Source organism: Rhizobium etli 8C-3, assembly GCF_001908375.1.
Classification (GTDB): domain Bacteria; phylum Pseudomonadota; class Alphaproteobacteria; order Rhizobiales; family Rhizobiaceae; genus Rhizobium; species Rhizobium etli_B.
In genome coordinates this window covers 438443-462946 of record NZ_CP017241.1, presented here as the reverse complement: position 1 = coordinate 462946, position 24504 = coordinate 438443, and the positions used below count along the sequence as shown (strand labels likewise).

Annotated in this window: 24 protein-coding genes and 1 pseudogene; 12 read left to right on the top strand and 13 right to left on the bottom strand. The window is 59.8% G+C overall.

What is annotated here, in order from left to right; translation table 11 throughout:
• Positions 1 to 57 precede the first annotated feature (57 nt).
• Complete coding sequence (locus tag AM571_RS02330) at positions 58 to 2055, bottom strand: methyl-accepting chemotaxis protein (protein ID WP_074060011.1); 1998 nt, start codon at positions 2053 to 2055, stop codon at positions 58 to 60.
• Between the two features lie 129 nt (positions 2056 to 2184).
• Positions 2185 to 2418 carry a hypothetical protein gene (locus AM571_RS36045; protein WP_132660304.1) on the bottom strand — a complete coding sequence of 78 codons (234 nt, stop codon included), beginning with the start codon at positions 2416 to 2418 and terminating at the stop codon, positions 2185 to 2187.
• Positions 2419 to 2506: 88 nt separating this feature from the next.
• Here AM571_RS36045 and rpmH point away from each other — a divergent pair, with 88 nt between their 5' ends.
• The 4 genes from rpmH to yihA all read left to right on the top strand — a co-directional run bounded on the left by rpmH (position 2507) and on the right by yihA (position 5654).
• Positions 2507 to 2641: a 50S ribosomal protein L34 gene (gene rpmH / locus AM571_RS02325; protein ID WP_016552555.1), complete on the top strand. Its 135-nt coding sequence runs from the start codon at positions 2507 to 2509 to the stop codon at positions 2639 to 2641.
• A 21-nt stretch (positions 2642 to 2662) separates the two neighbouring features.
• Positions 2663 to 3061 (top strand): ribonuclease P protein component, encoded by a 399-nt coding sequence (rnpA, locus tag AM571_RS02320; RefSeq protein ID WP_074060010.1) that lies wholly within the window; start codon positions 2663 to 2665, stop codon positions 3059 to 3061.
• Entirely contained in the window at positions 3061 to 4851 is a 1791-nt protein-coding gene (yidC, locus tag AM571_RS02315; protein ID WP_074060009.1) for a membrane protein insertase YidC, read from the top strand. The genes rnpA and yidC overlap by 1 nt, the downstream gene beginning before the upstream one ends.
• A 146-nt stretch (positions 4852 to 4997) precedes the next feature.
• A complete protein-coding gene (gene yihA / locus AM571_RS02310; protein ID WP_074060008.1) occupies positions 4998 to 5654 on the top strand; it encodes a ribosome biogenesis GTP-binding protein YihA/YsxC in 657 nt (218 codons plus the stop codon).
• A 32-nt stretch (positions 5655 to 5686) separates the two neighbouring features.
• Here the strand turns inward: yihA and AM571_RS37195 are convergent.
• The 3 genes and pseudogenes from AM571_RS37195 to AM571_RS02300 form a co-directional block, all read right to left on the bottom strand.
• Positions 5687 to 5968: pseudogene (locus AM571_RS37195) on the bottom strand (fasciclin domain-containing protein); the annotation flags it as partial.
• A 107-nt stretch (positions 5969 to 6075) separates the two neighbouring features.
• Positions 6076 to 6801 carry an anti-sigma factor gene (locus AM571_RS02305; protein WP_074060007.1) on the bottom strand — a complete coding sequence of 242 codons (726 nt, stop codon included), beginning with the start codon at positions 6799 to 6801 and terminating at the stop codon, positions 6076 to 6078.
• Entirely contained in the window at positions 6798 to 7340 is a 543-nt protein-coding gene (locus tag AM571_RS02300; protein WP_074063032.1) for a sigma-70 family RNA polymerase sigma factor, read from the bottom strand. Before AM571_RS02300 ends, AM571_RS02305 begins: the two co-directional genes overlap by 4 nt.
• 121 nt (positions 7341 to 7461) lie before the next feature.
• Between AM571_RS02300 and argB the strand changes: the two genes are divergently transcribed.
• The gene (gene argB, locus AM571_RS02295; RefSeq protein WP_074060006.1) at positions 7462 to 8349 is read left to right on the top strand and encodes an acetylglutamate kinase; all 888 of its coding nucleotides are present in this window, start codon (positions 7462 to 7464) and stop codon (positions 8347 to 8349) included.
• A 1-nt stretch (position 8350) separates the two neighbouring features.
• Here the strand turns inward: argB and AM571_RS02290 are convergent, their stop codons facing one another.
• Positions 8351 to 9130: an isocitrate lyase/PEP mutase family protein gene (locus AM571_RS02290; protein ID WP_074060005.1), complete on the bottom strand. Its 780-nt coding sequence runs from the start codon at positions 9128 to 9130 to the stop codon at positions 8351 to 8353.
• Positions 9130 to 10206, bottom strand: a complete 1077-nt coding sequence (locus tag AM571_RS02285; RefSeq protein ID WP_074060004.1) for a bifunctional transcriptional activator/DNA repair enzyme AdaA — start codon at positions 10204 to 10206, stop codon at positions 9130 to 9132. Before AM571_RS02285 ends, AM571_RS02290 begins: the two co-directional genes overlap by 1 nt.
• 98 nt (positions 10207 to 10304) lie before the next feature.
• Here AM571_RS02285 and AM571_RS02280 point away from each other — a divergent pair, with 98 nt between their 5' ends.
• The gene (locus tag AM571_RS02280) at positions 10305 to 11012 is read left to right on the top strand and encodes a pyrimidine 5'-nucleotidase (protein WP_074063031.1); all 708 of its coding nucleotides are present in this window, start codon (positions 10305 to 10307) and stop codon (positions 11010 to 11012) included.
• 386 nt (positions 11013 to 11398) lie between these two features.
• Here the strand turns inward: AM571_RS02280 and AM571_RS02275 are convergent, their stop codons facing one another.
• Positions 11399 to 12265, bottom strand: a complete 867-nt coding sequence (locus AM571_RS02275) for an LOG family protein (RefSeq protein WP_074063030.1) — start codon at positions 12263 to 12265, stop codon at positions 11399 to 11401.
• A gap of 193 nt (positions 12266 to 12458) precedes the next feature.
• On the opposite strand from AM571_RS02275, the gene dapD reads away from it, so the two are divergent.
• The 3 genes from dapD (at position 12459) to AM571_RS02260 (ending at position 15207) form a co-directional block, all read left to right on the top strand.
• On the top strand, positions 12459 to 13319 hold the full coding sequence (gene dapD / locus AM571_RS02270) for a 2,3,4,5-tetrahydropyridine-2,6-dicarboxylate N-succinyltransferase (protein WP_074060003.1): 861 nt from the start codon (positions 12459 to 12461) through the stop codon (positions 13317 to 13319).
• Positions 13320 to 13430: 111 nt separating this feature from the next.
• Complete coding sequence (dapE, locus tag AM571_RS02265; RefSeq protein WP_074063029.1) at positions 13431 to 14624, top strand: succinyl-diaminopimelate desuccinylase; 1194 nt, start codon at positions 13431 to 13433, stop codon at positions 14622 to 14624.
• A complete protein-coding gene (locus AM571_RS02260) occupies positions 14611 to 15207 on the top strand; it encodes a hypothetical protein (protein ID WP_074060002.1) in 597 nt (198 codons plus the stop codon). The genes dapE and AM571_RS02260 overlap by 14 nt, the downstream gene beginning before the upstream one ends.
• A gap of 19 nt (positions 15208 to 15226) precedes the next feature.
• Here AM571_RS02260 and truA read toward each other — a convergent pair whose 3' ends face one another.
• From truA to AM571_RS02235, 5 genes are all read right to left on the bottom strand, one after another.
• Positions 15227 to 16030, bottom strand: a complete 804-nt coding sequence (gene truA, locus AM571_RS02255) for a tRNA pseudouridine(38-40) synthase TruA (protein WP_074060001.1) — start codon at positions 16028 to 16030, stop codon at positions 15227 to 15229.
• Positions 16030 to 16965: a methionyl-tRNA formyltransferase gene (fmt, locus tag AM571_RS02250; RefSeq protein WP_074060000.1), complete on the bottom strand. Its 936-nt coding sequence runs from the start codon at positions 16963 to 16965 to the stop codon at positions 16030 to 16032. The genes truA and fmt overlap by 1 nt, the downstream gene beginning before the upstream one ends.
• Positions 16966 to 17169: 204 nt before the next feature.
• Positions 17170 to 17409 carry a hypothetical protein gene (locus AM571_RS36035; RefSeq protein ID WP_155774402.1) on the bottom strand — a complete coding sequence of 80 codons (240 nt, stop codon included), beginning with the start codon at positions 17407 to 17409 and terminating at the stop codon, positions 17170 to 17172.
• A gap of 29 nt (positions 17410 to 17438) precedes the next feature.
• Positions 17439 to 17957 (bottom strand): peptide deformylase, encoded by a 519-nt coding sequence (gene def / locus AM571_RS02240; RefSeq protein ID WP_074059998.1) that lies wholly within the window; start codon positions 17955 to 17957, stop codon positions 17439 to 17441.
• A 94-nt stretch (positions 17958 to 18051) separates the two neighbouring features.
• Entirely contained in the window at positions 18052 to 19548 is a 1497-nt protein-coding gene (locus AM571_RS02235; protein WP_074059997.1) for a globin-coupled sensor protein, read from the bottom strand.
• A gap of 205 nt (positions 19549 to 19753) precedes the next feature.
• On the opposite strand from AM571_RS02235, the gene AM571_RS02230 reads away from it, so the two are divergent.
• The 3 genes from AM571_RS02230 (at position 19754) to AM571_RS02220 (ending at position 24489) form a co-directional block, all read left to right on the top strand.
• Positions 19754 to 20977 carry a DNA recombination protein RmuC gene (locus AM571_RS02230; RefSeq protein ID WP_074059996.1) on the top strand — a complete coding sequence of 408 codons (1224 nt, stop codon included), beginning with the start codon at positions 19754 to 19756 and terminating at the stop codon, positions 20975 to 20977.
• A 50-nt stretch (positions 20978 to 21027) separates the two neighbouring features.
• Positions 21028 to 21927, top strand: a complete 900-nt coding sequence (locus AM571_RS02225; protein WP_074059995.1) for a ribokinase — start codon at positions 21028 to 21030, stop codon at positions 21925 to 21927.
• A 228-nt stretch (positions 21928 to 22155) separates the two neighbouring features.
• Positions 22156 to 24489 (top strand): methyl-accepting chemotaxis protein, encoded by a 2334-nt coding sequence (locus AM571_RS02220; RefSeq protein ID WP_074059994.1) that lies wholly within the window; start codon positions 22156 to 22158, stop codon positions 24487 to 24489.
• Positions 24490 to 24504: the final 15 nt, after the last annotated feature.

Here is a 24504-nt window from a genome sequence, read left to right as displayed (position 1 = left end):
AGCCGCCACAAAAGAAAACGCCGCCCCAAGGCGGCGATTTCTGACTGTCGAAGATGCTCAGAATTCTTCCCAATTCTGCCCGGCAACCGCCGTGTTGCCGTTGAAGGCCCGCGACACGGTCTTCATCACACGGCGCGCCGGCGAGGCCACAGGGCGGTGTTCTTCGCTCCGGGCAACGGCGAGCGGCACTGCAGCAGCATTCGATATCCTGAAATGGGCAATAAGATTGACAAGACCGTCGGCTTCCGCGGAGAGCTTGTGGGTCGCCGCCGAGGTTTCCTCGACCATCGCCGCATTCTGCTGCGTCACCTGGTCCATCTGGTTTATGGCAGTGTTGACCTCCTTGAGACCGGTCGATTGCTCCTTTGCCGCGGTCGCGATCGAATGAATGTGATCGTTGATCGCAATGACGCGGGTTTCGATCTCGCCCAGCGCCTCGCCGGTTGCCTGCACCAGCTTCACACCGACATGAACTTCATCGCCGGATTTGGTAATGAGCGCCTTGATGTCCTTTGCGGCCGTTGCCGAGCGTTGGGCGAGTTCGCGAACCTCCTGCGCCACGACCGCGAAGCCCTTGCCTGCTTCTCCCGCGCGTGCCGCCTCGACGCCGGCATTGAGTGCAAGAAGGTTGGTCTGGAAAGCGATCTCGTCGATTACGTTGATGATCTGGCTGATTTCGCGCGATGCCTGTTCGATACGGCCCATCGCATCGACCGCGTTGCGGACGACGACGCCGGAGCGGCCCGCATTTTCCTTCGCTTCCGAGACCATGATGGTGGCCTCCTGCGCCCGTTCCGTCGAGTTCTGCACGACGGCAGTGATCTCGTCGAGCGCTGCGGAAGTCTCTTCGAGTGCTGCCGCCTGCTGTTCCGTGCGCCTCGAAAGGTCGTCACTGGCAACGCGGAGCTCGTTGGTGTTGCCGTTGATGGCTTCGGTGGTCTCGCGGATCTCGCGCATGGTCGTCTGCAGCGTCTGGAACGTGTTGTTGACGTTCTGCTGCAACTCGGCAAATGCGCCTTGGAAGTCGCCGCGCATGGTTTGTGTCAGATCGCCATCCGCAAGACTTGCAATGACGCGGCGGGTTTCGCCGACGCCGGCATCGACGCTGGAAAGCAGTGTGTTGATATTGCCTGCGAACTGATTGAGATTCTCGTCCTCATAGTCTTTTTCGATACGACGGCTGAAATCACCAGCAGCCGCGGCTGCGACCACGACGGACATGCTCGACTGCAGGTCGTCGCTCTTGGTGCGCATGGCCGCTTCCTGTGCATGCAGGCGCTTGATGGCCAAGCCGTTCTCCTTGAAGACGGCGACGGCGGCTGCCATCTCGCCGATCTCGTCCTTACGGCCGGCATAAGGCACATCCGCGTCGAAATTGCCGTTGGCGACCTCATTGATGGCGGTCGTTACACGCTTAATCGGACGGCTGAGATGACTGGTACCGATGTAAAAGCCCATGCCGACGCCCGTCGAAATGCCGACGCCGGCAATGGCAAGCACGAGCCAGAACAGCGAGGCACGGAAATCTTCGATCTCGGCGTCGACGGCCTGCAACTCGGCCTTGTCGGTTTTGACGATCGCATCGATCTCGGCCTGGAAGGCCTTTCGGTTCGCGCGGTTGGCCTCATTATTGCCTTGGGTGTTGGCGGCTGCCGGCCCGACTTCAGTGCCGAGACGGACCGTTTCGGTGCGGAAGGTGCGAAATTCCCTGGCGCGCTCGACGAGCTTTCCGAAGCTTTCCTTCTGGCTTTCGGGAACGAGCGGCGCCCATCCGGCGATCACCTTGTCGATCTCGTCGAGATTCGCCATCAGCCCCTTGGCGAAGTTGCCGGTATCCTTGATTTCCTTCGCCGCGTAGATGCCGCGGGCTTCCATAACTGTCGCAGTCACGAAGCGGTTGAGCCGCTCGCCGGCATAGGCACGCTGTGAGGCGCTCTTGTAGGCGCTGAATTTGTTGTTGTACTCGTTCATGGCGACAAGGGCAGTTGCGCCAATCACAAGGGCGACAGCTGCCATAACGGAAACGAGCAAATTGATCTTGCCGCGGATTTTCAACGGAATGCCTCCTGAGGGTCTAACGACAGTCTGGAAAGCAAATTCCCAGCCGATAGAATGAAGATCGGCTAAATGTCTTAATGTTACATTTCGAATGCGATGGTTTAGTACTACAAAAAATTACCCATATTATCCGCCCATCGACGCCATTCTTCGCAAAAATTGCATGGACTCGAGTAAAAATATCATCGATGGCATGTCTGCCACGCCAAAATCAGCAAAATTCAACTTTTCGACGTGTTCAACGCAATCGTTAACACCAGAATGCGAATTATTGCTGTCTGGCCCGGCCGAGAGATGATTAAACGGCGATAATTGACTCTTTGGGGCTTCATCCGTATAAGCCGCCGCACGTTCGGTCACTTCGGTCTTTGGCCTCGCCCGTTCGAAAAACAACGCTCCTTGCAATATGCAAATTCAAGAAGGGCCGCACTCCGCGGTGTTTAAATAAATGAAGCGTACCTACCAACCATCGAAGCTTGTCCGCAAGCGCCGCCACGGTTTCCGTGCGCGTATGGCTACCAAGGGCGGCCGCAAGGTCATCGTTGCCCGCCGCGCGCGTGGCCGCAAGCGTCTTTCGGCCTGAGGCCGGATTGCCCGATAACAGATGGCGGGCGAATTGACGACCACTGAAAAAAACACTGCAGGGCGGTTGAAAAGCCGCCCGCAGTTTCTTGCTGTCCGCAACGGCGAAAAACGCAAGGGCCGCCTCTTCCTGCTCGAGGTTCTCGACCGAAAAGAGCCCGAAACCGAAGCCCGCGTCGGCTTCACCGTCACAAAAAAACATGGCAACGCGGTCGAGCGCAACCGCATGCGCCGCCGCATCAAAGAGGCGGTGCGGCTTCATGTGGGGTTTGCAATGCAGCCCGGACACGACTATGTGGTTGTCGCGCGAAGAGACTGCCTGACAGCGTCCTTCAAGGAATTGAGCGCGGAGCTTAAGGCACGCGTCGAAAACAAGCCGAAACACAGGCGATCCTCCGACGGACGCCCCAGGAACGTATGATGCAAAACAACCGCAATTATTTCATTGCGATCGCTCTCTCGGTGCTGATCGTTCTCGGCTGGCAGTTTCTTTACATGAACCCGCGCATCGAAGCACAGCGCAAAGCGCAGGAAGCTCAGAAAGCGCAGCAGCAGAGCGAGCAAACACAGGCTCCTGCTGCAGGCGGCCAGCCCGCACCGCAGACAAGTGGCGCTGCCCCGACCGGCCAGGCCGCAGCGACCGCAACGCGCGAGGAAGCGCTTGCTAAGGCGCCGCGCATCGCCATCGACACCGAAGCGCTCTCTGGCTCCATCAACCTGGCAGGTGCTCGCCTCGACGACCTGAAGCTCAAAGGCTATCACGAGACGGTCGACAAGAGCAGCCCGATCATCACGCTTTTCTCGCCGGCTGACACCAAGGACGGCTACTTCACCGAACTCGGCTATATCGGCAGCGACCAGACCGGAGCAGTTCCCGGTCCCTCAACCGTATGGACGGCGCCTGAAGGCGCCAAGCTCACCGACAAGTCACCGGTGACGCTGACCTATACCAACGACAAGGGTCTGACCTTTGCGCGTACGATTTCGGTCGACGACCGCTACATGTTCACCGTCACGGACAAGGTGACGAATAGCGGAAGCACTCCGGCTTCCATTTCGTCCTACGGGCGCGTTACCCGCTACAACAAGCCGACGACTCCCTCCGTCTACGTCCTGCACGAGGGCTTCATCGGCGTCATCGGCGAAGGCCTGGTCGAGAGCAAATACTCTGCCGTCGAGGAAGAAGCCGTCACGCCCGCCAAGTCCACCGGCGGCTGGCTCGGCATCACCGACAAGTACTGGGCCGCAACGATCGTGCCGCCGCAGAAATCGGCTTATGAGGCCCGCTTCTCGCATTTCACCGATGGCCAGCCACGCTACCAGGCCGACTACAAGGAAGACGCGGTCACGGTTGGTCCCGGACAGTCGATCGAGCTCAAGAATCTCGTCTTTGCCGGAGCCAAGGAAGTTCCGGTGATCGACGGCTATGAGGCCTCCTACCAGATCCCGCGCTTCGACCGGCTGATCGACTGGGGCTGGTTCTATTTCATCACCAAGCCGATGTTCAAGCTGATGGATTTCTTCTTCCGCTACTTCGGCAATTTCGGCGTTGCAATCCTCATGACGACGATCGTCGTCAAGGGGCTGTTCTTCCCGCTCGCCAGCAAGCAGTACGCCTCGATGGCAAACATGAAGCGCGTGCAGCCGAAAATGGAAGAGCTCAAAGCCAAATTCGGCGACGACCGGATGGGCCTGCAGCAGGCGATGATGCAGCTCTACAAGGAAGAGAAGATCAATCCGATTGCCGGCTGCTGGCCGATCGCCTTGCAGATTCCGGTCTTCTTCGCGCTCTACAAGGTCATCTACATCACGATCGAGATGCGCCATGCGCCGTTCTTCGGCTGGATTCAGGACCTCTCGGCGCCCGATCCCACCACCATCTTCAACCTATTCGGCCTGCTTCCGTTCGAAGCGCCCGCCCTCCTGCATCTCGGCGTATGGCCGCTGATAATGGGTATAACGATGTTCGTGCAGATGCGCATGAACCCGACGCCGCCCGACCCAACACAGGCGATGATCTTCAACTGGATGCCGCTGGTCTTTACCTTCATGCTGGCAAGCTTTCCGGCCGGTCTCGTCATCTACTGGGCCTGGAACAATACGCTCTCCGTTATCCAGCAGGGGGTCATCATGCGCCGCCACGGCGTGAAGATCGAGCTCTTCGACAATCTCAAGGGCTTGTTCCGGCGAAAAACGGCACCATCGAAATGAATGAGGAAGCCTCGCTTCGGCGGGGCTTTTTCTTTTCGGCAACCTGTTTTCAATGAAGGCGCACCGAGGAACCGTCGGTTGACAAAACCACGCCAAACCTGAATGCCTTATGCGCAACCGATTGGGACGCGCTGGAAAAAAGCGGTATGACGCAAAACAATGAAAAGCCCCTCTTCGGGCGGCCGTGGATTTTCATTCGCGGCGTGCCTTCCATGAAGTTCCTGCCACCGGAAGGGCCGCTGGAAGTGGCGTTCGCCGGACGATCGAATGTCGGCAAGTCGTCGCTCATCAATGCGCTTGTCGGACACAAGGGACTGGCGCGGACCTCCAACACGCCGGGCCGGACGCAGGAACTGAACTACTTCGTTCCAGAGGGCTATTCCGGCGAAGGCGGCGACCTGCCGCCGATGGCGCTCGTCGATATGCCAGGCTACGGTTATGCGCAGGCGCCGAAGGACCAGGTCGATGCCTGGACGAAACTCGTGTTCGATTATCTGCGCGGCCGCGCAACGCTGAAGCGCGTCTACGTGCTTATCGACAGCCGCCATGGCATCAAGAAGAACGACGACGATGTTCTGAGCCTGCTCGACAAGGCCGCTGTTTCCTACCAGATTGTTCTCACCAAAACCGACAAGATCAAGCCGCCCGCGGTTGCCAAGCTGCTCGCGGAAACGGCAGAGAAGATCAAAAAGCGTCCGGCGGCCTTTCCATACGTTATTGCCACCTCTTCCGAAAAGAGCGAGGGATTGGATGAGTTGCGCCAAGCCATTGCCGAAACGGTCGAGATCAAGAACTGGAATTGACAAAGGCGCCCGCAGCCGCCTCTCCTTCGTCCTGCTGCAACGACGTGGTAGCTCAGCACCTTGACGAGCGCGGGCTGGTTTTCGGGCTTTAGAAGTGTCTCAACCGTGCCCTTCGGCAGGGCTCGAGGTGCCGACAAGTCCGCCGGCCTTCACCGCGCGACCAGGTGTGGTCCTTCGAGTTGACGGCGTTTTCGATGATTCTTCGTCGGGAACGTCGGAGCCCCACCCGCCATGGGGTTGGCGGCCTGCACAGCAAAGGCGATTGCTGATACGGCAGTGGCAAGCGCAATGGTGCGCAAAGCAGACCTCATCATGATCATTCTCCTCGCGCCGGGCGCCGGTTCGCGTGCGGAATGCCTCGGCCCGCCCGGACACCGGCATGTACGAGGCGATGCAGGAAGAGTTTCAGAGGAGGCGATTTTTAACGGCGATGGGTGGTGCCACTGGCGACAACCGGTCCTGTCGGTGCGCCGCTCGTCGATCCGCCAAAAGGCTCGAGGCTGACGGCGAGCGTCGTACCCTCGGCAATTTTGCCGCGCAGATCGGGCGGGATAACAAGCTCGCCATCGTCACCCGACTGGAAAATGCCGAGCGACTTATAAGTGCCGCTTCCTGGCACCAGCCAGAGCTCCAGTGATTTTTTCTCAGCCCCGCCTGCCGGCGCGACAGGAACGAGGCGGAGGCTGCCGCTTTGGGTGTCGTAAGAGGCAAGCAGATTGACCTGGCTGTCGGCGGACGACAATTCGGCAATCAGTTGCGATTGACCTTTCGGCGAGGGAGCGTTGCCGGAGGCAAAAATAATGGCACCGATCGCGACGACCAGCGAAGCGAAGGTCAGCGAGCGCCAGAAGACAGCGGAATTCCAAAGACCGCGGGAAAAGGACCGCGAAAGCTCCGGTTCGCCGAATAGGCGTGCCTCGATCTGCTTGAACGTCTCCCGGCCCGGATTCGCGGCCACTTCATTCTCGTCGTTGAAAGCAGAAAGGTTCGTTTCCCAGCGGCTGACGATCGCGGCAAACTGACGGTCCCGGCGCATGCGCTCCTCGACCACCCGGCGATCCTGAAACGAAAGAACACCAAGCACGTACTCGCCGGCGAGCACTTCATCACGGGAACGGCCTCCCTTGCTTTGATCCGGCGATGTCATCGCTCCATGCACTCTCTCAGCTTCAAAAGGCTGCGCCGCAGCCATGTCCGCATGGTGTTCAGCGGAACGCCAAACTGATCGGCAAGTTCCTGATGGCTCAGTCCTTCGACGTGGGCCTTCTTTACCGCCTGCGCCCGATCAGCTTCCAACTCTTCCATGCAGGTGTCAATGCGCCTTCCTTCATCAGACATCACGGCCTGCTTTTCCGGGTCGGGACCAGGATCGGGAAGGTCGTACCCACTGTTCAACTCGCCGGCGACAGGCTTTCGCGCTCGCATCTTGTCGATCGCCTGGTTGCGGGCAATGGCTGCGAGAAAGGAGGACGGCGTACCCCGGCTCGCCACGAAAGCTCCGGCGCCCTGCCAGACCTTTGCATAAACCTCCTGCAACGCCTCTTCGGCGTCAATACGATCGTTCAGGATACTTAGGCATATGGAGAAAATTTTCGGGCTCGTCTCCTTGTAGAGATCGGCGAAAGCCTTCCGGTCCGCCCTGGAGATGCGGCCTACCAATTGCGCCGGTCCATCTGTTTTTGACACGATGGCAATGGACGGCGGCCGGCCAAAATTGACAAGAGGCGCACCAACTAATGCGCAGGGCATTATTCCATCTGTCAAAAACTTGAGATAAAAGGCCGCGATCTATTCTGCGGGGTATGCCATGAACCAGTCCGAAAGCGAAACCCAAGCACGCCTTCTCGCACAGGCGCTGCCTTTCATGCAGCGTTACGAGAACAAGACGATCGTCGTCAAATATGGCGGCCATGCCATGGGCAATCCTGAACTCGGCAAGGCCTTCGCCAGCGACATCGCGCTTTTGAAGCAATCCGGCGTCAATCCGATCGTCGTCCATGGCGGCGGCCCACAGATCGGCGCGATGTTGACGAAGATGGGCATCGAATCGAAGTTTGAAGGCGGCCTTCGCGTCACCGACGCCAAGACCGTCGAAATCGTCGAGATGGTGCTTGCCGGCTCCATCAACAAGGAGATCGTGGCACTCATCAACCAGACGGGCGAATGGGCGATCGGGCTTTGCGGCAAGGACGGCAATATGGTCTTTGCCGAAAAGGCGCAGAAGAAGATCAAGGACCCCGATTCAAACATCGAGCGCGTGCTCGACCTCGGCTTCGTCGGCGAGGTCGTCGAAGTCGACCGGACGCTGCTCGATCTGCTCGCCCGTTCGGAAATGATCCCGGTCATCGCACCGGTCGCGCCCGGCCGCGATGGCGCCACCTACAACATCAATGCCGACACCTTCGCAGGCGCTATCGCTGGTGCACTGAATGCCACTCGCCTGCTCTTCCTGACGGACGTTCCCGGAGTGCTCGACAAGCAGGGCAGCCTCATCAAGGAGCTCTCGGTTTCGCAGGCGCACGCACTGATCGCCGACGGCACCATTTCCGGCGGCATGATCCCCAAGGTCGAAACCTGCATCGATGCCATCAAGGCCGGCGTCCAGGGTGTCGTCATTCTGAACGGCAAGACGGCCCATTCGGTGCTGCTCGAAATCTTCACCGAACACGGTGCCGGAACGCTGATCGTTCCTTGATTCAAGCCTGGACCGCGGCGGCAAAGACCGCCTCGGCTGCCTCCTTCAGTTTATCCATCATTGCGCGGTAGGGTCCCGGCCCATAACTGACACGGCCGACGCCGAGCTTTGCCAAGGTCCTCACATCAGGCACGCCTTGCCGCATCATGATGTTGACCGGCAGCCCAACGGCTTCGCACACTCGGCCGATCAGGTCCCGGTTCGACAAACCCGGCGCAAAAAAACCGCTGGCGCCAGCCTCTGCATAGGCGGCTGCCCGATCGATCGCCTCATCCACCAGCAGCGCATGCCGATCGGGATCGGTGGACTTGAGAAACAGGTCGGTGCGGGCATTGATGAAGAACGCAATGCCCTTGGCCTCGGCCATCTCGCGGATGGCGCGGATGCGGGCGGCCTGCTTGTCGATCGGATGCAGCCCGCTGCCGCCTACCACCTGGTCCTCGAAATTGATGCCGACGGCACCGGCATCAATTAGTCTGGCGACGTTGGCGGCCGCTCCCGCTTTGTCGGTCGAATACGCACCCTCGAAATCGACGGAAAGAGGCAAGTCGTTGGCCGCAGTGATCGACCGCACCGTTGCGACAAGCGCTTCCAGCGGGAGTTTTTCGCCGTCCCCATAACCTTGCGCTGCAGCAACCGACCAACTGCCGGTCGCGAGCGCCTTGGCGCCTGCGTCGCTGACAGCCTTCCCCGAGCCGGCATCCCAGATATTATAGAGGACGACCGGATTGCCTTTCTGATGCAACGCGCCGAACGCCTTCGCCTTTTCCACCTGGTTCATTAAACTTCCTCCTTAAACAGCCCGTTTGGCCGCATTTTTCCTTCGTGCCTCAAAAGCCATTGTTTGCGCCAGAGCCCGCCGCCATAGCCTGTCAGTGATCCGTCTGCGCCAACCACGCGGTGGCAGGGGATGACGATCGCTATCTGATTTGCACCGTTGGCGCGGCCGATCGCACGCACCATCTGCGGGTTTTCCATTTCCCTGGCCAGATCACCATAGCCGCGTCTTTCTCCGACCGGAATTTCCCGAAGCTTCGCCCAGACCGCCCGCTCGAAGGCGGTGCTGTTGGCGAGCGCCAAGGGAGTTTTGAAGTTCGCGGATTTGCCCTCGAAATAGGCTTTCAGCTCGGCATCGATCTGTCCGATCGCAGGCGGTCTGCCGGCGGCAACCGAGGAACGCGTCTTGCGCTGCAGGTTTTCCAGCTCAGCCTGAAGCGCCTTGCGATCGTGGAACTCCAGAAGATGCAGATGCGTCTGATCGGCCACTGCGACCATCGGCCCGAGCGGCGTTTCAAACCAGTCTGCGAAGAGCAGTTCGCGGTTGATCGACATGGCAGGCGCCTTGCCTATCAACCGCTGGAACGCGGCGCGAAACCCGCTGGCCGATTCGTAACCTGCATCCAGCTGGACATCGATGACGCGGGCGCCGCCCGCAAGCTGCCTTGCTGCCTCGCCGACACGGCGGTAGCGGGCGATGTCTAAAAATGTCATGCCCAGCGATCGTTTGAAAGCGCGCCGAACCGTGGAGGGATCGTAACCTCGGCGGACCAGATCATCCTCGGTCCATCGCGCCGCCGGAGCGCAATCGAGCGCTTCCAGCAGTTCGTCGACGATCGGTTCCCTGCCCGCCTGTTCCAGTGGCCTGCAGCGCCGGCAGGGCCGGAAGCCGGACTGCATGCAGGTGGCGATGGAATCGTAGAAGAGCGTGTTCTCACGTTTCGGCTTGCGCGCGGGGCAAGTCAACCGGCAGAAGACGCCGGTCGTTCTCACGCAGACATAGGCAAGCCCCTCGTAATCGGAGCTGCGGGCGAGCAGCGCATCATAAAGCGTGTCTTCATTGGGAAGATCGAAAAACATGGATGGCCTTTTATCATCCCTTCCCTTTTCCGTCCGTCGAAAATCGGGCGTCTATTTTTTTGTTCGGCAATTTCCTTGGCCCATGCCATAACGCCGCCATGACAAAGATAGATCGCACTCCGACCAAGGCCGATTTTGCGCATGTGACCGAATGGGTCTTCGACCTCGACAACACGCTTTATCCGCATCACGTCAATCTCTTCGCGCAGATCGACCAGAACATGACAGCCTATGTCTCGGCGCTTCTGCAGATGGAGCGGGACGAGGCGCGCAAGCTGCAGAAGCAATATTATCTGGATCACGGCACCACGCTGCAGGGTCTGATGATCCATCACGGCGTCGACCCGAACGACTTTTTGGAAAAGGCCCATGCCATCGACTTTTCGAGCCTCACGGCTCAGCCCGAATTGGGTGCGGCGATCAAAGCCCTTCCGGGCCGCAAGTTCATCTTCACCAACGGCAGCGTCAAACATGCCGAAATGACGGCCGGTGCGCTCGGCATTCTCGAACATTTCGACGACATCTTCGACATCGTCGCCGCCGAATTCGTACCGAAGCCGGCACAGGTTACCTATGACAAGTTCATGGCGCTCAAACGGGTCGAAACCGGCAAGGCGGCCATGTTCGAGGACCTGCCGCGCAACCTCGTGGTTCCAAAGACGCTCGGCATGCAGACCGTGCTGCTGGTGCCGAACAACCTCGAGGAAACCGTCGTCGAATGGTGGGAACAAACGAGCGGCGACGAGGACCATATCGATTTCGTCACCGACGATCTTGCTGCCTTTCTGGCAAGGGTTGTGGACTAGGTTGCAAAGCTTTAATTCAGCTTGCCGGTCAATCAGATTGACGCATCGGCCTGCCTTTCCCGAACGCGATCCCCAGCGAGTGGATGGCCAAATTGCGGCAACGAAAACGCGCTCCAAACGCTCTGCAGACGGCCGGTGACCAGCCGAAGATTTCGAAGCGCGCCGACCGTCCGCTGAGATCAGCGCTCGGGGATGCCGCAGGATGACAGGCCGGCGATGGGTGGACGGCCAGGTCTCCAGGCAGAAAGCCGTGGCCACCTCGGCAAGTCCTTCATCCGCATGGATCAAACGAGGACGGCTCGATCTCCAACGATGACATGCCTAAGCGGCCGCGCCCGTAAGCAAGGACTTACCGCTGTCACCCTTAATCGCCATCGTGACGGGCTTCATTCCTGATGCTCATAGAACTCCTGGATGATCTTCCAGGCAGCATCTGCCGTATCGACGAAGCTGATCAGCTTCACGTCGTCAGGCGCGATCGTCCCGAACTCGGCAAGCGCGTCGAAATTGACGATGCTTCGCCAGAACTTCTCGCCGAAGAGAATGAGCGGCATCTTTTCCATGCGTCCCGTCTGGATCAACGTCAGGCATTCGAAGAATTCGTCGAGCGTTCCAAAGCCGCCCGGAAACACCGCGATCGCCTTCGCGCGGACCATGAAATGCATCTTGCGGATCGCGAAATAATGGAAGTTGAAGCTGAGCTCCGGCGTCACGTAGGCGTTGGGGGCCTGCTCGTGCGGCAGCACGATATTGAGGCCGATCGAGGGCGCACCTTCGTCGGCTGCTCCGCGGTTGCCCGCCTCCATGACGCCCGGACCGCCGCCGGTGACGATCACATATTCATGGAAATCGGAGCCGGCGGAATATTTCGAGCAGAGCCGGGCGAACTTGCGCGCTTCGTCATAATAGACCGAAGCCGCCTCCAGATTGGCGCGCTGGATGTCGTTGCGCGCTGCCCATGCGCTCTGGCCGGGCGCCGGAATACGCGCGCCGCCGAACATGACGACAGTGGATTTGATCCCGCGTTCCGTCAACATCATCTCGACCTTCAAGAGTTCAAGCTGGAGACGGATCGGCCGAAGCTCCTCGCGGCAGAGAAAGTCGTCGTCGGCATAGGCAAGGCGATAGGAAGGCGAAAGCGTCTGCGGCGTCTTCGGCACGGCCAGTGCGCGATGCCTGTCGATCTCGCTCGACTTCAGCGGGGCCCAGACCCCGTCCTTGCGCCTGAGCTTGCCGTTCTTTCCCTTCGCCATTTCAGAATGCCCTTCAAAAATGCCGGCAACACTTGCCGGGTATGTCAATAACGCCTTGAATCCAGAAACGATCTCGTTCGAAAAATCATTCCATTTTAGCCGCTCATGCGATAGAGCAGATCGCATCCCGCCGATCACAATTCCCGGAGACTTGTCAGTCTTCAGGATAAGGCTCGAAGTTTAAGGAATTCTCATGAGCGCCACCGACCTTGCATCCCTCGAAAAGACCATCGAAGCGGCCTTCGAAAACCGCGACAACGTGAATGCGTCGACGAAAGGCGAAGTTCGCGAAGCCGTGGAAGCAGCGCTCGAGCTTCTCGACGGTGGCAAGGCTCGCGTCGCCGAACGCGGCGTCGATGGCGTCTGGACAGTCAATCAGTGGCTCAAGAAAGCCGTACTGCTTTCCTTCCGCCTGAACGACATGGAAGTCGTCAAGGGCGGCTCCGGCAATTCCACCTGGTGGGACAAGGTGCCTTCCAAGTTCGAAGGCTGGGGCGAGAACCAGTATCGCGCCGCGGGTTTCCGGGCCGTTCCGAACTGCGTCGTCCGCCGCTCGGCCTACATCGCCAAGAACGTCGTGCTGATGCCGTCCTTCGTCAATCTTGGTGCCCATGTCGGTGAAGGCACGATGGTCGACACCTGGGCGACGGTCGGCTCCTGCGCGCAGATCGGCAAGCATGTGCATCTATCGGGCGGCGTCGGCATCGGCGGCGTGCTGGAACCGATGCAGGCCGGCCCGACGATCATCGAGGACAACTGCTTCATCGGCGCCCGCTCGGAAGTCGTCGAAGGCTGCATCATCCGCGAGGGCTCAGTTCTCGGCATGGGCGTCTATATCGGCAAGTCGACCAAGATCGTCGATCGCGCCACCGGCGACGTCATGTATGGCGAAGTACCGCCCTACTCCGTTGTCGTTGCGGGTTCGATGGCGAGCGGCAACAAGACCATGGCAAACGGCCAACCGGCACCGCATCTCTATTGCGCCGTCATCGTCAAGCGCGTCGACGAGCAGACCCGCTCGAAGACCGGCATCAATGAATTGCTGCGCGACTAAGCTTGCAGTGACAGCCGGAGTCCGATCCGGTAAACAGACGGCGTTCTTTTCAGCGAGGCGGTTCGCCGCCTTGCCATGTCTTTGCCATTCCCGCCGGATATTTCGACCCTCATGACCGCCACCGATCCCGTCGCCAACCTCCAGACGCTCATCCGCTGCCCCTCCGTGACTCCTGCCGAAGGCGGTGCACTTTCGGCGCTCGAGGCCATGCTTTCGCCGCTGGGTTTTAAGGTGGACAGGGTGAAGGCAACGGAAGCCGGAACGCCCGACATCGAAAACCTCTACGCCCGCCTGGGCAGTGATGGCCCCCATCTGATGTTTGCGGGACACACGGACGTCGTGCCGGTTGGCGACGAAGCCGCCTGGACGCACCCGCCCTTCGCCGCCGAAATTTCAGGCGGCGAACTCTTCGGTCGTGGTGCGGTCGACATGAAGGGCGGAATCGCCTGCTTCGTGGCAGCCGTTTCCCGGTACCTCGAAAGACACACGAATCCGAAGGGCTCGGTTTCCTTGCTGATCACCGGCGACGAGGAAGGCCCCGCAATCAACGGCACGATCAAGCTTCTGCAATGGGCGGCAGAACGCGGCGAGCGCTGGGATGCATGCCTCGTCGGCGAGCCGACCAATCCCGACACGCTTGGCGACATGATCAAGGTCGGCCGCCGCGGTTCGCTCTCCGGCAGGCTCACTGTCCACGGCGTTCAGGGCCACGCCGCCTATCCACATCTCGCCGACAATCCGGTGCGCGGCATGCTGCAGCTTACCAGTGCGCTGATGGATCCCCCGTTCGACAATGGAACCGAAGACTTCCAGCCGTCGAACCTCGAGGTGACGACCATCGATGTCGGCAATCCGGCCACCAACGTCATTCCGGCGAAGGCAACGGCAAGCTTCAATATCCGCTTCAACGACACCTGGACGGTCGACACGCTGCAGGCGGAAATCTTCCGCCGCCTTGAAGCGGCCGCCAGGAATGGCGCCCTGCGCACCGGCCGCGAGGCAGTAAGATATGACATTGCCTGGGCGGATCGTCCGAGCCATGTCTTCCTCACCCGCAACAACGCACTGATTGCATCGCTTTCCTCAGCCATCGAGAGCGTTGCCGGAAAAACGCCGAAGCTCTCGACCACTGGTGGCACGTCCGACGCGCGTTTCATCAAGGACTATTGCGCGGTCGTCGAATTCGGGCTCGTCGGCCAGACCATGCACATGGTCGACGAACGTGTAGCTGTTTCAGATCTCGAAACGCTGACGCGGATCTACGAGACCTTCATCGAGCGATGGTTCGCGAATGCCGGGGCTTAGGGAGGTTCAATACTATCTGTCGGGTTTGTGGCTGCTGATCCGCATGGATACGCGGGGCTTCCGCTTTCTCGACATGTCGGACCGCGGCGTCAACCGCTCCTTCTGGGCAATGGCCTGGTGCCTGCCGCCGATGGGCATTTCATGGCTCTGGTGGCGTCAGGCCTTTCTGCAGTCCATGCCGCCGCATGTCGAGGTCGGCCTTCCCTTCTATTTCCGTTTGGGCCTGGTCGAAATCGCCAATTGGTTCGTGCCGCTGGTGTTTGCCGGACTGTTGCTGTTTGCCTTCCGCATGGGCGATCGCTTTGCCGCGGTGGTCGTCAGCATCAACTGGCTCGGTGTGCCGCTTTCCTACATCAACGGCCTGTTGCTGGCGCTGGTCTTCTTCATTCCCGGCGCCATCAGCGTCGTGTCGATCCTGCTTCTGGTCTTCATGATGGCGCAGGTCTTCATGCTTGCAAGGATTTTGCGGATGATCTTTCACGGCCACGGGCTGCTGGTCGGGGCGCTGACGCTGGCACTTTTGGTGCCGACCATGATCCTCGCCGAATACCTCCAGCGCTTTCTCGGCATTTATCCGGTCTAGATGAACGCCCCTTGCGGGGTCACAGCAGATCGTCATCTCCATTCACCTGCGCGCGCTTGCGCCGATCGGTGATCACCGCCGGATAATCGACCTGCAAGAAATATAGTCCTTCGGGCGGAGCAACAGGACCGCAGGCCTTTCGGTCACGCGCCTCCAGCGCGGCACGAACATCCTGCGACGTCCATTTTCCTTCTCCTGCAAGCTTCAGCGTTCCGGCAAAGGAGCGGATCTGATTGTGCAGGAAACTCTGTGCCGTTGCTCGGATTTCGATGAGCTCGCCGATCCGCGTCACATCGAGCCGGTCGAGTGTGCGCACCGGGCTGTTTGCCTGGCAATGCGCGGAACGAAAGGTGGAAAAGTCATGCCTGCCGACGAGGATCTGGGCAGCCTGATGCATCGCCTCATGATCGAGCTCCTTCGGCACCCACCAGGCCTTCCCAGCCTCGAGCGCCAGCGGCGCCCGGCGGCTGATGATGCGGTAGAGATAGTGGCGCCGCTCCGCGGAAAAGCGGGCATCGAAGAACTCTCCAACCGCCTGCACCTCCAAAATGGACACGCGCTCGCACGCCAGCTTCAGATGCGCATTCAGCGCGTTCTGCAACTTGAACGCCGACCATTCCTTTGAAAGATCGGCATGGATCACTTGACCCATCGCATGCACGCCGGAATCGGTACGCCCGGCGCCGCGGATCGACACGGTCTCGCCGCTTAACGACAGGATCGCCGCTTCGATTGCCCCTTGCACAGAGGGACCGTTTTCCTGACGCTGCCAGCCGACATAGGGTCCGCCGTCATATTCGACGGTCATCCGGTAGCGCGGCATCAGACGAGTCTCGTGCCGCGCGCAAGCGGTGCGCCGCGCAGGAAATCCGCCGCCGCAAGCGGCTTGCCACCGGCCTTCTGCAATCTGGTCAAACGAACCGCTCCGGATCGACAGGCGATGACCAGGTCATCGGTCAGCACTTCGCCGGCCGGACCGCGCCCTTGGGCAAGCTGCGAACCCAGCACCTTCACCCGCTCCGGCTTGCCGCCAATCACGACTTCGACCCAGGCGCCGGGAAACGGCGAAAGTCCGCGAATATGATCGTGAACCACCCTTGCGTCCCTGCCGAAATCGATCCGCGTTTCGCCCTTGTCGATCTTTTCGGCATAGAGCACGCCCTCGTGCGGCTGCGGCGTCAGCGGCAGGTCACCCATTTCGAGCTTTGCCATAGCTTCGCAGATCGCCTCGGCGCCGACATGCATCAGTCTGTCGTGCAACTCGCCGGCCGTCATGTTCGCGCCGATCTCGACCTCGCGGGTCAACGCGACAGGGCCGGTATCCAGTCCCTTGTCCATCTTCATCACCATCATGCCGGTCTTTTCGTCGCCTGCCATGATCGCTCGCTGGATGGGGGCTGCGCCGCGCCAGCGCGGCAGCAGCGAGGCGTGGCCATTGTAGCAACCTTTGCGTGTTCCGTTCAAAATCGCCTCCGGCAGCAGCAGTCCATAGGCGACGACAACCGCCACATCCGCATTGAGCGACCGGAAGCGCTCGCGTTCTTCCGCCTCCTTGAAATTGAGCGGCGTGAAGACGGGCAGACCGAGCACTTCGGCAGCCTGATGCACCGGCGACTTCTGCAGGTCGAGACCGCGCCGTCCACCCGGTCGCGGCGGCTGGGTATAGACCGCGACAATCTGATGCCCCGTGTCCACCAGGCTGCGCAGGGTCGGAACCGAGAACTTTGGCGTTCCCATGAAAATGATGCGAAGCGACATTCAATCCCGCCAGGTTTTATCAGCCATCTTCAAACGGGTTTACGAGCCCGAGATCAAGCCCTTCGACATCTTTTATGTCGCAAGTAAACACCTCGAGCCTCAAGCGAGGCGCAGATGGCGGCGACCACAGCGTCCTGGATCGTCGATATCGGCCGCCCATGCTTTCAGGCTTTTTCCGCGGCTGTTGCGATCACGGCATGGCGATCAAGGACGAGTATCCTGTTTCTGCATCTGGCGAATTTGTCGATGGCCGCTTTTATTTCGTTCCCGCGAACGCTCGCCGGCCTGAGACTGCTCCATCACGACAATTTCACAAAAGCAACGGCCAGATTTGCCTTGGCTTGTCATCGGCGTCTTCAGCAATGTTCCGTTCATCGCGCCGGAAATATCACGGATCAGCAGATCGCCCGCACGGCACCTCCATTTCGATTTCAGCGAAATCATAATGGGCTGCGTCCTTAGTTCAACGCAACTTACAGGGCCTTCGTCGACTTCGCCGCCTTCGTGAACTTCTTGATCACCATTTCCCGCTTCAGCCGCGAAATATGGTCGATGAAGAGTACGCCGTTCAGATGGTCGATCTCGTGCTGAAGGCAAGTGGCAAGGAGGCCGTCGGCGTCGACCGTCTGCTCCTTGCCGTCACGGTCGAGATATTCGACGCTGACGGCGGCGGGACGCTCGACCTCGGCATAATAGTCCGGAATGGAAAGGCAACCCTCTTCGTAGACCGATCTCTCGGTTGAAGATTTGACGATCTTCGGATTGATAAAGATCTGCGGCTGCTTTTCCTCGCCTTCCCGCGAGACGTCGATCACCAGTATACGGCGCGGCACGCCGACCTGGATTGCCGCCAGGCCAATGCCCGGTGCGTCATACATCGTCTCCAGCATATCGTCGGCAAGACGCTTGAGATCGGCATCGACCCGCTCGATCGGCTTGGAAACCTGCCGGAGGACGGGATCTGGAAGAATGATAAGTGGCTTGATGGTCATCGCGTTCCCATAACCTATCTTTTCCAGCTAGGGAATTATCCTGAAACTCCGGAACGTGCTTTTTTCGCAGACCTGCGGAATTTGCGGCATTCGGTCAGGCTGCTCGGTGCGATGTCGGCGCCAGACGCTCCTGCGAGCGCACATTGAAGTGCTGCAGCAGCGCCACGAGATTATCCACCTCCGCGCGCAAGTGACGGCTCTCTGCCGAGGTATGTTCTACCATGCTCGAGTTCTGCTGCGTGATCGTGTCCATGTTGCGGATCGCAATGCTGACTTCGTTCACCCCTGTCGCCTGATCGCGTGCTGCTGCTGCGATGTCGGCAACGAAGCGATTGATGATGTCGATACGGCTGATCATATCGCCAAGTGCCTCGCCGGTACTGCTGACGATGCCGACGCCCTCATTGACCTGTACGGAACTTTCCGAGATTAGATTCTTGATCTCCTTGGCTGCATCGGCGGTGCGCTGCGCGAGCTGGCGCACTTCCTGTGCGACGACCGCGAAGCCTTTGCCCGCCTCGCCGGCACGCGCGGCCTCGACGCCGGCGTTCAGTGCCAGAAGGTTCGTCTGGAAGGCGATTTCGTCAATGACGCCGATGATCTTGGCTATCTCGGAGGACGACTTCTCGATACCCGCCATGGCCGACACCGCGCTTGTCACGAGCTCGCCTGAACTCTTCGCCTTCTCCTGCGTCTCACGCACCGCACCGGATGCCTTCTCGGCATTTGCTGCGGTCTGGCCAAGGCTGACGGAAAGCTGCTGGAGCGCCGCAGAGCTCTCCTCGATGCCGGCCGCCTGTTGCGCCGTGCGCATCGCCAGATCGTCGGTCGCCTTGGAAATCACCTCGGTGCCGCTGGAAATTTCGCCGGAACTGCTGCGCACCGAGGCGAATGAAGCGCGAAGTGCGGCGACGGCGCGGTTATAGTCCTGCGCCATGTGCCGGAAATTGCCCGGCAGGTCCGCCGGCAGCGTTGCTTCGAGATCGCCTTTTGAAAGCGCTTCCAATCCGCGGCGCAGATGCTCGAGCGCAATCGCCTGATCGGCCTCCGCCTTGGCTCGCTCCTCTTCGTGCTTGCGCCGCTTCTCTTCCAGCGCATCGAGATAGACAGAAATTGAATAGTCCATGTCGAGCATGCTCGCCTTGATGACCGAGGCAAGCTTTTCGGCAAGCACACTGCCCTTTTGCCGGCCGAAGCGTGACGGCCACTGCTTCTCCATGATGCCCTTGACGAGTTCTGCCATGACGATCGCATAACCGCCGATATACCAGCGCGGTTCCAGGCCAATCCGGGCATGCGCCCTGCCGACGGCGGTGACGCCGTTCACGTAGCTCTCGTCGAAATTGGCGCCGGAAAGCTGCGCCCAGTGGTCTTCCTGGCGTTTCTTGGCCTGTCCGGCATGCGTTTTGTCGGAAAAGAAGCCGGCCAGCGCGGGTGTCTTGGCGATCTTGTCGTAAAACTTGTCCAGCGCGCCACCGATCAGTTCGCCGATGACCGGGCGCAAATCCCTAATCGTCTTTCTCGCCTCACTGTCGAGTTCGATGAAGTCAAGGCGCTGCTTGAGTGCGTTTTCGGATTGCTGGCTTGTCATAATGTATTTCTGTCCCGGCGCATGATGCGATAAAGGTCTCTTGGAAACGACAATTCGAAAATATAGTTGACTATCCGTTAAGAAGAGGCGGCGATCTTCGGCAGCTTGGTCCCGCGGTGCTGCGGCAATTTGTCTCCGAAATTGCGCTGTGGATTTGTTCACGTTTTGATCTAGCCATCGCCGGCGAGTTTGTTATTGTGCGCGAATGAACAATGTTACCGACTCACTGACGATTTCGATCGCCGGGCTCAGCCCGGCCCTCCTTGCGCTTGCCGGTGGCGCTGTCGCTGTCGTTGTCGTGCTGCTCGTGTTTGTGCTGGTCAAGAGCAGCAACCTGCGGCGCGAACAGGATGAGGAGGCAGCGATCCGGATCGCGGAGGCCGATGCCCGGATGGTCGAGCTTTTGAAGATCCAGGCCGAAATGCAAGGACGCATTTCGACCATGGCCGAGGTCTTCGGAACGCGTCAGGCCGAACTCAACCAGGCAATCGGACAGCGCCTCGACGGCATGTCACAGCGCGTCAGCACGACGATTAGCGAACAGACGAAATCGACGCATGAGAACCTGCAGCGCCTGCAGGAGCGGCTCGCCGTCATCGATGCAGCACAGAACAATATCCAGACGCTGGCGAAGGATGTCGTCGGGCTTCAGGCGATCCTGTCCAACAAGCAGACGCGCGGCGCCTTCGGCCAGTCGCGTATGGAGACGATCGTCGCCGACGGTCTGCCGATGGGCGCCTATGCCTTCCAGCAAACGCTCTCAAACGGCTCGCGGCCGGACTGTACCGTGCGCATGCCGAACGGTGCACCGCCGCTGGTCATCGATGCCAAGTTTCCTCTCGAAGCCTGGAATGCCATTCGCGACGCCGGCACGCCGGAGGCGACCAAGCTTGCCTCGCAGCAATTTCGCCGCGACATGGAAATCCATGTCCGCGATATATCGGAGAAGTATCTTATCCAGGGCGAGACGCAGGATACGGCATTTCTCTTCGTTCCTTCGGAATCGATCTTCGCTGAAATTCACGAGAATTTCGAACCGATCGTCCAGAAAGCGCATCGTTCCCGCATCGTCATTGTTTCGCCTTCGCTGCTGATGCTGTCGATCCAGGTCATCCAGGCCGTCTTGAAGGATCAGCGCATGCAGGCGCAGGCGCACCTCATCCAGGGCGAGGTAGCCATCCTGATGGATGATCTCGGGCGGCTCGATGAGCGCGTGCGCAAACTGCAGACTCACTTCTTCCAGGCACAGCGCGATGTTGATCAGATCATCACGTCCACGGACAAACTCTCCAAACGCGGCGCAAAAATCGAAGCTTTGGAGTTCGAGGGTGCAGAAGCGCTCAAGGAGGAACGTGAAAGCGGACCTGCGGCGAAGTCGGTCGAAAGCCGCACCGGTCTTCTCAAACTCAGGGTGGTTGACGAGGAGTGAGCCCATCGGGCAGTGTCCGGTCGCATGAGAAGCATGACGGGACAGCCTTTATGATCACAGTCTTCGGCTCCATCAACATGGACCTTATCGCCACCACCGATCGCCTGCCAAAGCCTGGGGAAACAGTGGCCGGCAACGATTTTGCAACGGCGGCGGGCGGCAAGGGAGCCAACCAGGCATTAGCCGCGCGACGCGCCGGCCGCATCGTCCATATGGCGGGCGCAGTCGGTAAGGATGAATTTGCTGCACCGGCGCTGTCGCTTCTCGATCAGGCGGGCATTTGCCTTGCTGGCGTAAAGCATGTCGATGGACCTACCGGTACGGCGCTGATCCTCGTCGGTGGGGACGGCGAGAACATGATCGCCGTCGTGCCGGGCGCCAACGGGACCATCGCGCCCGAGGATGCCGATGCGGCGATCGGCGCCATGAGCAAGGGCGATTTTCTGATGCTGCAGCTCGAGGTGCCCGCCCCGGCAGTCGAGCGTGCGCTGGCCTCATCCAGGCTCAAGGGCGTCACGACTATTCTTAACCTCGCTCCGCTGATTGCAGACGCCCCGCGGCTCGGACGTCTCGCCGATATCGTCATTGCCAACGAGACGGAATTCGAGCGGCTTGCTGGCCAGGACGACATGGACCCGGCTGATCGCGAAACGGCGTTGAGACGCCTGCATCAAGAGACCGGACAGACGTTGATCGTGACGCTCGGCGCCGACGGCGTGATCGCAATCCGCGATGGCGTCATTACCGAGGCGAAAGGCCTGAAGATCGAGCCGGTGGATACCGTCGGGGCAGGTGATACATTCTGCGGCTACTTTGCCGCAAGCCTCGATGGAGGCCTCGATTTCGAGGCGTCTCTGCGCCGGGCCGCCGTGGCCGGTTCGCTTGCCTGCCTCAAGGCCGGAGCACAGCCATCCATTCCCTTGTCCGCCGACGTCGCAATCAAGATATAGTCTTGTCCATTTTCACCGGACACTCGAAGAAATATGAATCAACTCAATATATTAGCGGAATGAAACGGCCTCGTTTCATTCAAATTTAAGAGATTTGCGGCGATCGTTCTTTTGATCGCCAGGCTTTGGTTCACGGGCCTCGGCAACGTCACGGCTGCTCCATGAGGGTGCGGCATTTCCTCCCGTGTCGGAGAATGCGACTCCGGTGCGTGCCCTGCCGAGGAACCCATGGCCATCTTCCGCATGAAATCGCTTGCAGCAAAGCTCATCCTCATTACCGGCGCAGCTATCGCGCTTGTCCTCCTGGTGTCCAACCTGTTCCTGATTGGCCAGACCCGCGATCGCGTTCATGCGTTGACGATGGACCAGGCCAACCTCGAAGCTAAATCAATCGCCAACGAGATCGCCGCCAATGTCGGCGAGCTGGCAAGCGCCGCGCGCTCGATGGCGGGCGTCCTCGGCCGCGGTCACGAAGGCAAGACCTTCGACCGCAAGGGCATCATAAACATCCTGAAGGCCAACCTCGAGCAGAATGCCTTTGCCTTCGGAAGCTGGTTTTGCGAACAGCTCGGCGCCTTTGACGGCAAAACAACCGAGATCGCCGACAAGCTCGACGAGGGCACGAACAAGAACGGCGCCTTTACCCCCTACTGGTCGAAGACGAGGGATGGCGCCATCCAGTTTTCGACCTTCGACAACGACTATGCCGCCGAATGGTGGAAACTTGCCGCCGAAACCGGAAAGGGGGCCATCACGCCACCCTATCTTGCCGAAGGCACCGACGTTCCGACGCTCTTGACTTCCATTGCCTATCCGGTCGTGTCCGGCGGCAAGACGATTGGTGTCGAAGGCGTCGACATCTCACTCAAGTCCCTCACCGACAAACTGCAGGCATTGCAACCCTTCGGTTCGGGCCGTGTCACTCTCGTTGCGCAAAACGGCAACTGGATCGTGGCGCCGACGAAAGAACTGATGTCGAAACCCTACGGCAACGGCCAAGGCGCCGCCGAAGTCAAGTCAGCGCTAGCCTCGATGACCCCGAGTGTAATCCGCAACCTTGCCTTTGATGGCTATGAACCTTTCGATCGCGTCGTCTATCCGTTTGCCGTGCCGGATCTTCATGCCGCCTGGGTCGTACTCGTCGATGTTCCCCACAGCGCCATCAATGCACCGGTGCGAGATCAGACCTTCATGATGATCGCCGGTGGCATCGTTGTCCTTGGTGGCGTCATGCTGGCTCTCTATTTTGCCGTCCGCTCCCTGGTGCAAAAGCCTCTCGGCCTGCTCGTTGCAAATGTCAAGGCACTCGGCGACGGCAAGTACGAGGAGCCGGTTACCGGCCAGGAGCGCGCAGACGAGATTGGTTCCGTCGCCAAGGCTCTCGAAGGATTCCGCTTTACGCTTGCCGATACGCAAAGGCTCGAGGCAGAGGCGGACAGCCAGCGCATTGCCGCTGATGCCGAGCGCAGCCGCTCCGAAAGCGAGCGGCTGGAATCGATCGCGCTACAACGCCAAATCGTTTCCATCGTCGGCGCCGGGCTCTCAGAACTGTCGCAGGGCAACCTTAGTCACCGCCTCACGGAGGAGTTCCCCGGCGAATATTCCAAGCTGAAGCAGGATTTCAACGCTGCGCTTGCCAGCCTTGAAGAGACAATCAACACGACAAACCTCAGCGTCGTGAATATCGGTTCCGGCACCAGCGAAATCTGCAACAGCGCCTCCGACCTTGCCAGGCGCACGGAGCAGCAGGCGGCAAGCCTGGAAGAAACCGCCGCCGCGCTCAACGAACTGACCGCTCAGGTCAATTCAAGTGCCGAGAATGCCCGCACAGCTGCAGAAAACGTCAATCTCGCCTGTGAAGATGCGGAGAAATCCGGCGAGGTCGTGCAGAAGGCAATCGCCTCCATGCACGGCATCGAACAATCTTCCACGGAGGTCTCGCGCATCATCGGCGTGATCGATGAAATCGCTTTCCAGACGAACCTGCTGGCACTCAATGCCGGCGTCGAGGCGGCGCGCGCTGGTGAAGCGGGCAAGGGCTTTGCTGTGGTTGCTCAGGAAGTCCGTGAACTGGCTCAACGCTCTGCAACTGCAGCCAAGGAGATCAAGACCCTCATCAACACCTCCGCCATCCAGGTCAAGGAAGGCGTCGATCTCGTCGGCCGCGCCGGCGGTATGCTGCATAAGATCGCCGAGCAGGTGATGGGCATCAACGGTCTCATCCGCCAGATCTCCGCCTCCGCAAGCGAACAGGCCATAGGCCTCAAGGAAATCAACCAGGCCATGAACCAGATGGATCAGGTGACCCAACAGAATGCCGCAATGGTGGAAGAGGCGACAGCAGCCAGTGTCGCGCTGAATGACGAGGCCCAGACGCTGAAAGCGCTCGTTCTTCGCTTCCGGGTGTCCGCCCAGGGCAACGCCAAGGCGCTGCACTCGACGGCGCAGCAGATGCGCACCCCGACGCGAAGCTCCCGTGCCCCGGCTCCTGCTCAGCGCCGCCCTGTGCCACAGCAGCACGGTTCGGCTGCCGTTGTTCAGGACAACTGGGAAGAATTCTGAGGCAGACGTCTTCAC

Coding starts and splice junctions, on each gene's coding strand:
- AM571_RS02260 (WP_074060002.1), top strand. CDS start 14,611: ATGCCGGGGCTTAGGGAGGTTCAATACTATCTGTCGGGTTTGTGGCTG.
- AM571_RS02230 (WP_074059996.1), top strand. CDS start 19,754: ATGAACAATGTTACCGACTCACTGACGATTTCGATCGCCGGGCTCAGC.
- AM571_RS02220 (WP_074059994.1), top strand. CDS start 22,156: ATGGCCATCTTCCGCATGAAATCGCTTGCAGCAAAGCTCATCCTCATT.
- def (WP_074059998.1), bottom strand. CDS start 17,957: ATGACCATCAAGCCACTTATCATTCTTCCAGATCCCGTCCTCCGGCAG.
- AM571_RS02305 (WP_074060007.1), bottom strand. CDS start 6,801: ATGACATCGCCGGATCAAAGCAAGGGAGGCCGTTCCCGTGATGAAGTG.
- AM571_RS02290 (WP_074060005.1), bottom strand. CDS start 9,130: ATGAACCAGGTGGAAAAGGCGAAGGCGTTCGGCGCGTTGCATCAGAAA.
- dapE (WP_074063029.1), top strand. CDS start 13,431: ATGACCGCCACCGATCCCGTCGCCAACCTCCAGACGCTCATCCGCTGC.
- AM571_RS02225 (WP_074059995.1), top strand. CDS start 21,028: ATGATCACAGTCTTCGGCTCCATCAACATGGACCTTATCGCCACCACC.
- AM571_RS36035 (WP_155774402.1), bottom strand. CDS start 17,409: ATGATTTCGCTGAAATCGAAATGGAGGTGCCGTGCGGGCGATCTGCTG.
- rnpA (WP_074060010.1), top strand. CDS start 2,663: ATGGCGGGCGAATTGACGACCACTGAAAAAAACACTGCAGGGCGGTTG.
- AM571_RS02235 (WP_074059997.1), bottom strand. CDS start 19,548: ATGACAAGCCAGCAATCCGAAAACGCACTCAAGCAGCGCCTTGACTTC.
- truA (WP_074060001.1), bottom strand. CDS start 16,030: ATGCCGCGCTACCGGATGACCGTCGAATATGACGGCGGACCCTATGTC.
- yihA (WP_074060008.1), top strand. CDS start 4,998: ATGACGCAAAACAATGAAAAGCCCCTCTTCGGGCGGCCGTGGATTTTC.
- AM571_RS02280 (WP_074063031.1), top strand. CDS start 10,305: ATGACAAAGATAGATCGCACTCCGACCAAGGCCGATTTTGCGCATGTG.
- argB (WP_074060006.1), top strand. CDS start 7,462: ATGAACCAGTCCGAAAGCGAAACCCAAGCACGCCTTCTCGCACAGGCG.
- fmt (WP_074060000.1), bottom strand. CDS start 16,965: ATGTCGCTTCGCATCATTTTCATGGGAACGCCAAAGTTCTCGGTTCCG.
- yidC (WP_074060009.1), top strand. CDS start 3,061: ATGCAAAACAACCGCAATTATTTCATTGCGATCGCTCTCTCGGTGCTG.
- AM571_RS02275 (WP_074063030.1), bottom strand. CDS start 12,265: ATGGCGAAGGGAAAGAACGGCAAGCTCAGGCGCAAGGACGGGGTCTGG.
- AM571_RS02285 (WP_074060004.1), bottom strand. CDS start 10,206: ATGTTTTTCGATCTTCCCAATGAAGACACGCTTTATGATGCGCTGCTC.
- rpmH (WP_016552555.1), top strand. CDS start 2,507: ATGAAGCGTACCTACCAACCATCGAAGCTTGTCCGCAAGCGCCGCCAC.
- dapD (WP_074060003.1), top strand. CDS start 12,459: ATGAGCGCCACCGACCTTGCATCCCTCGAAAAGACCATCGAAGCGGCC.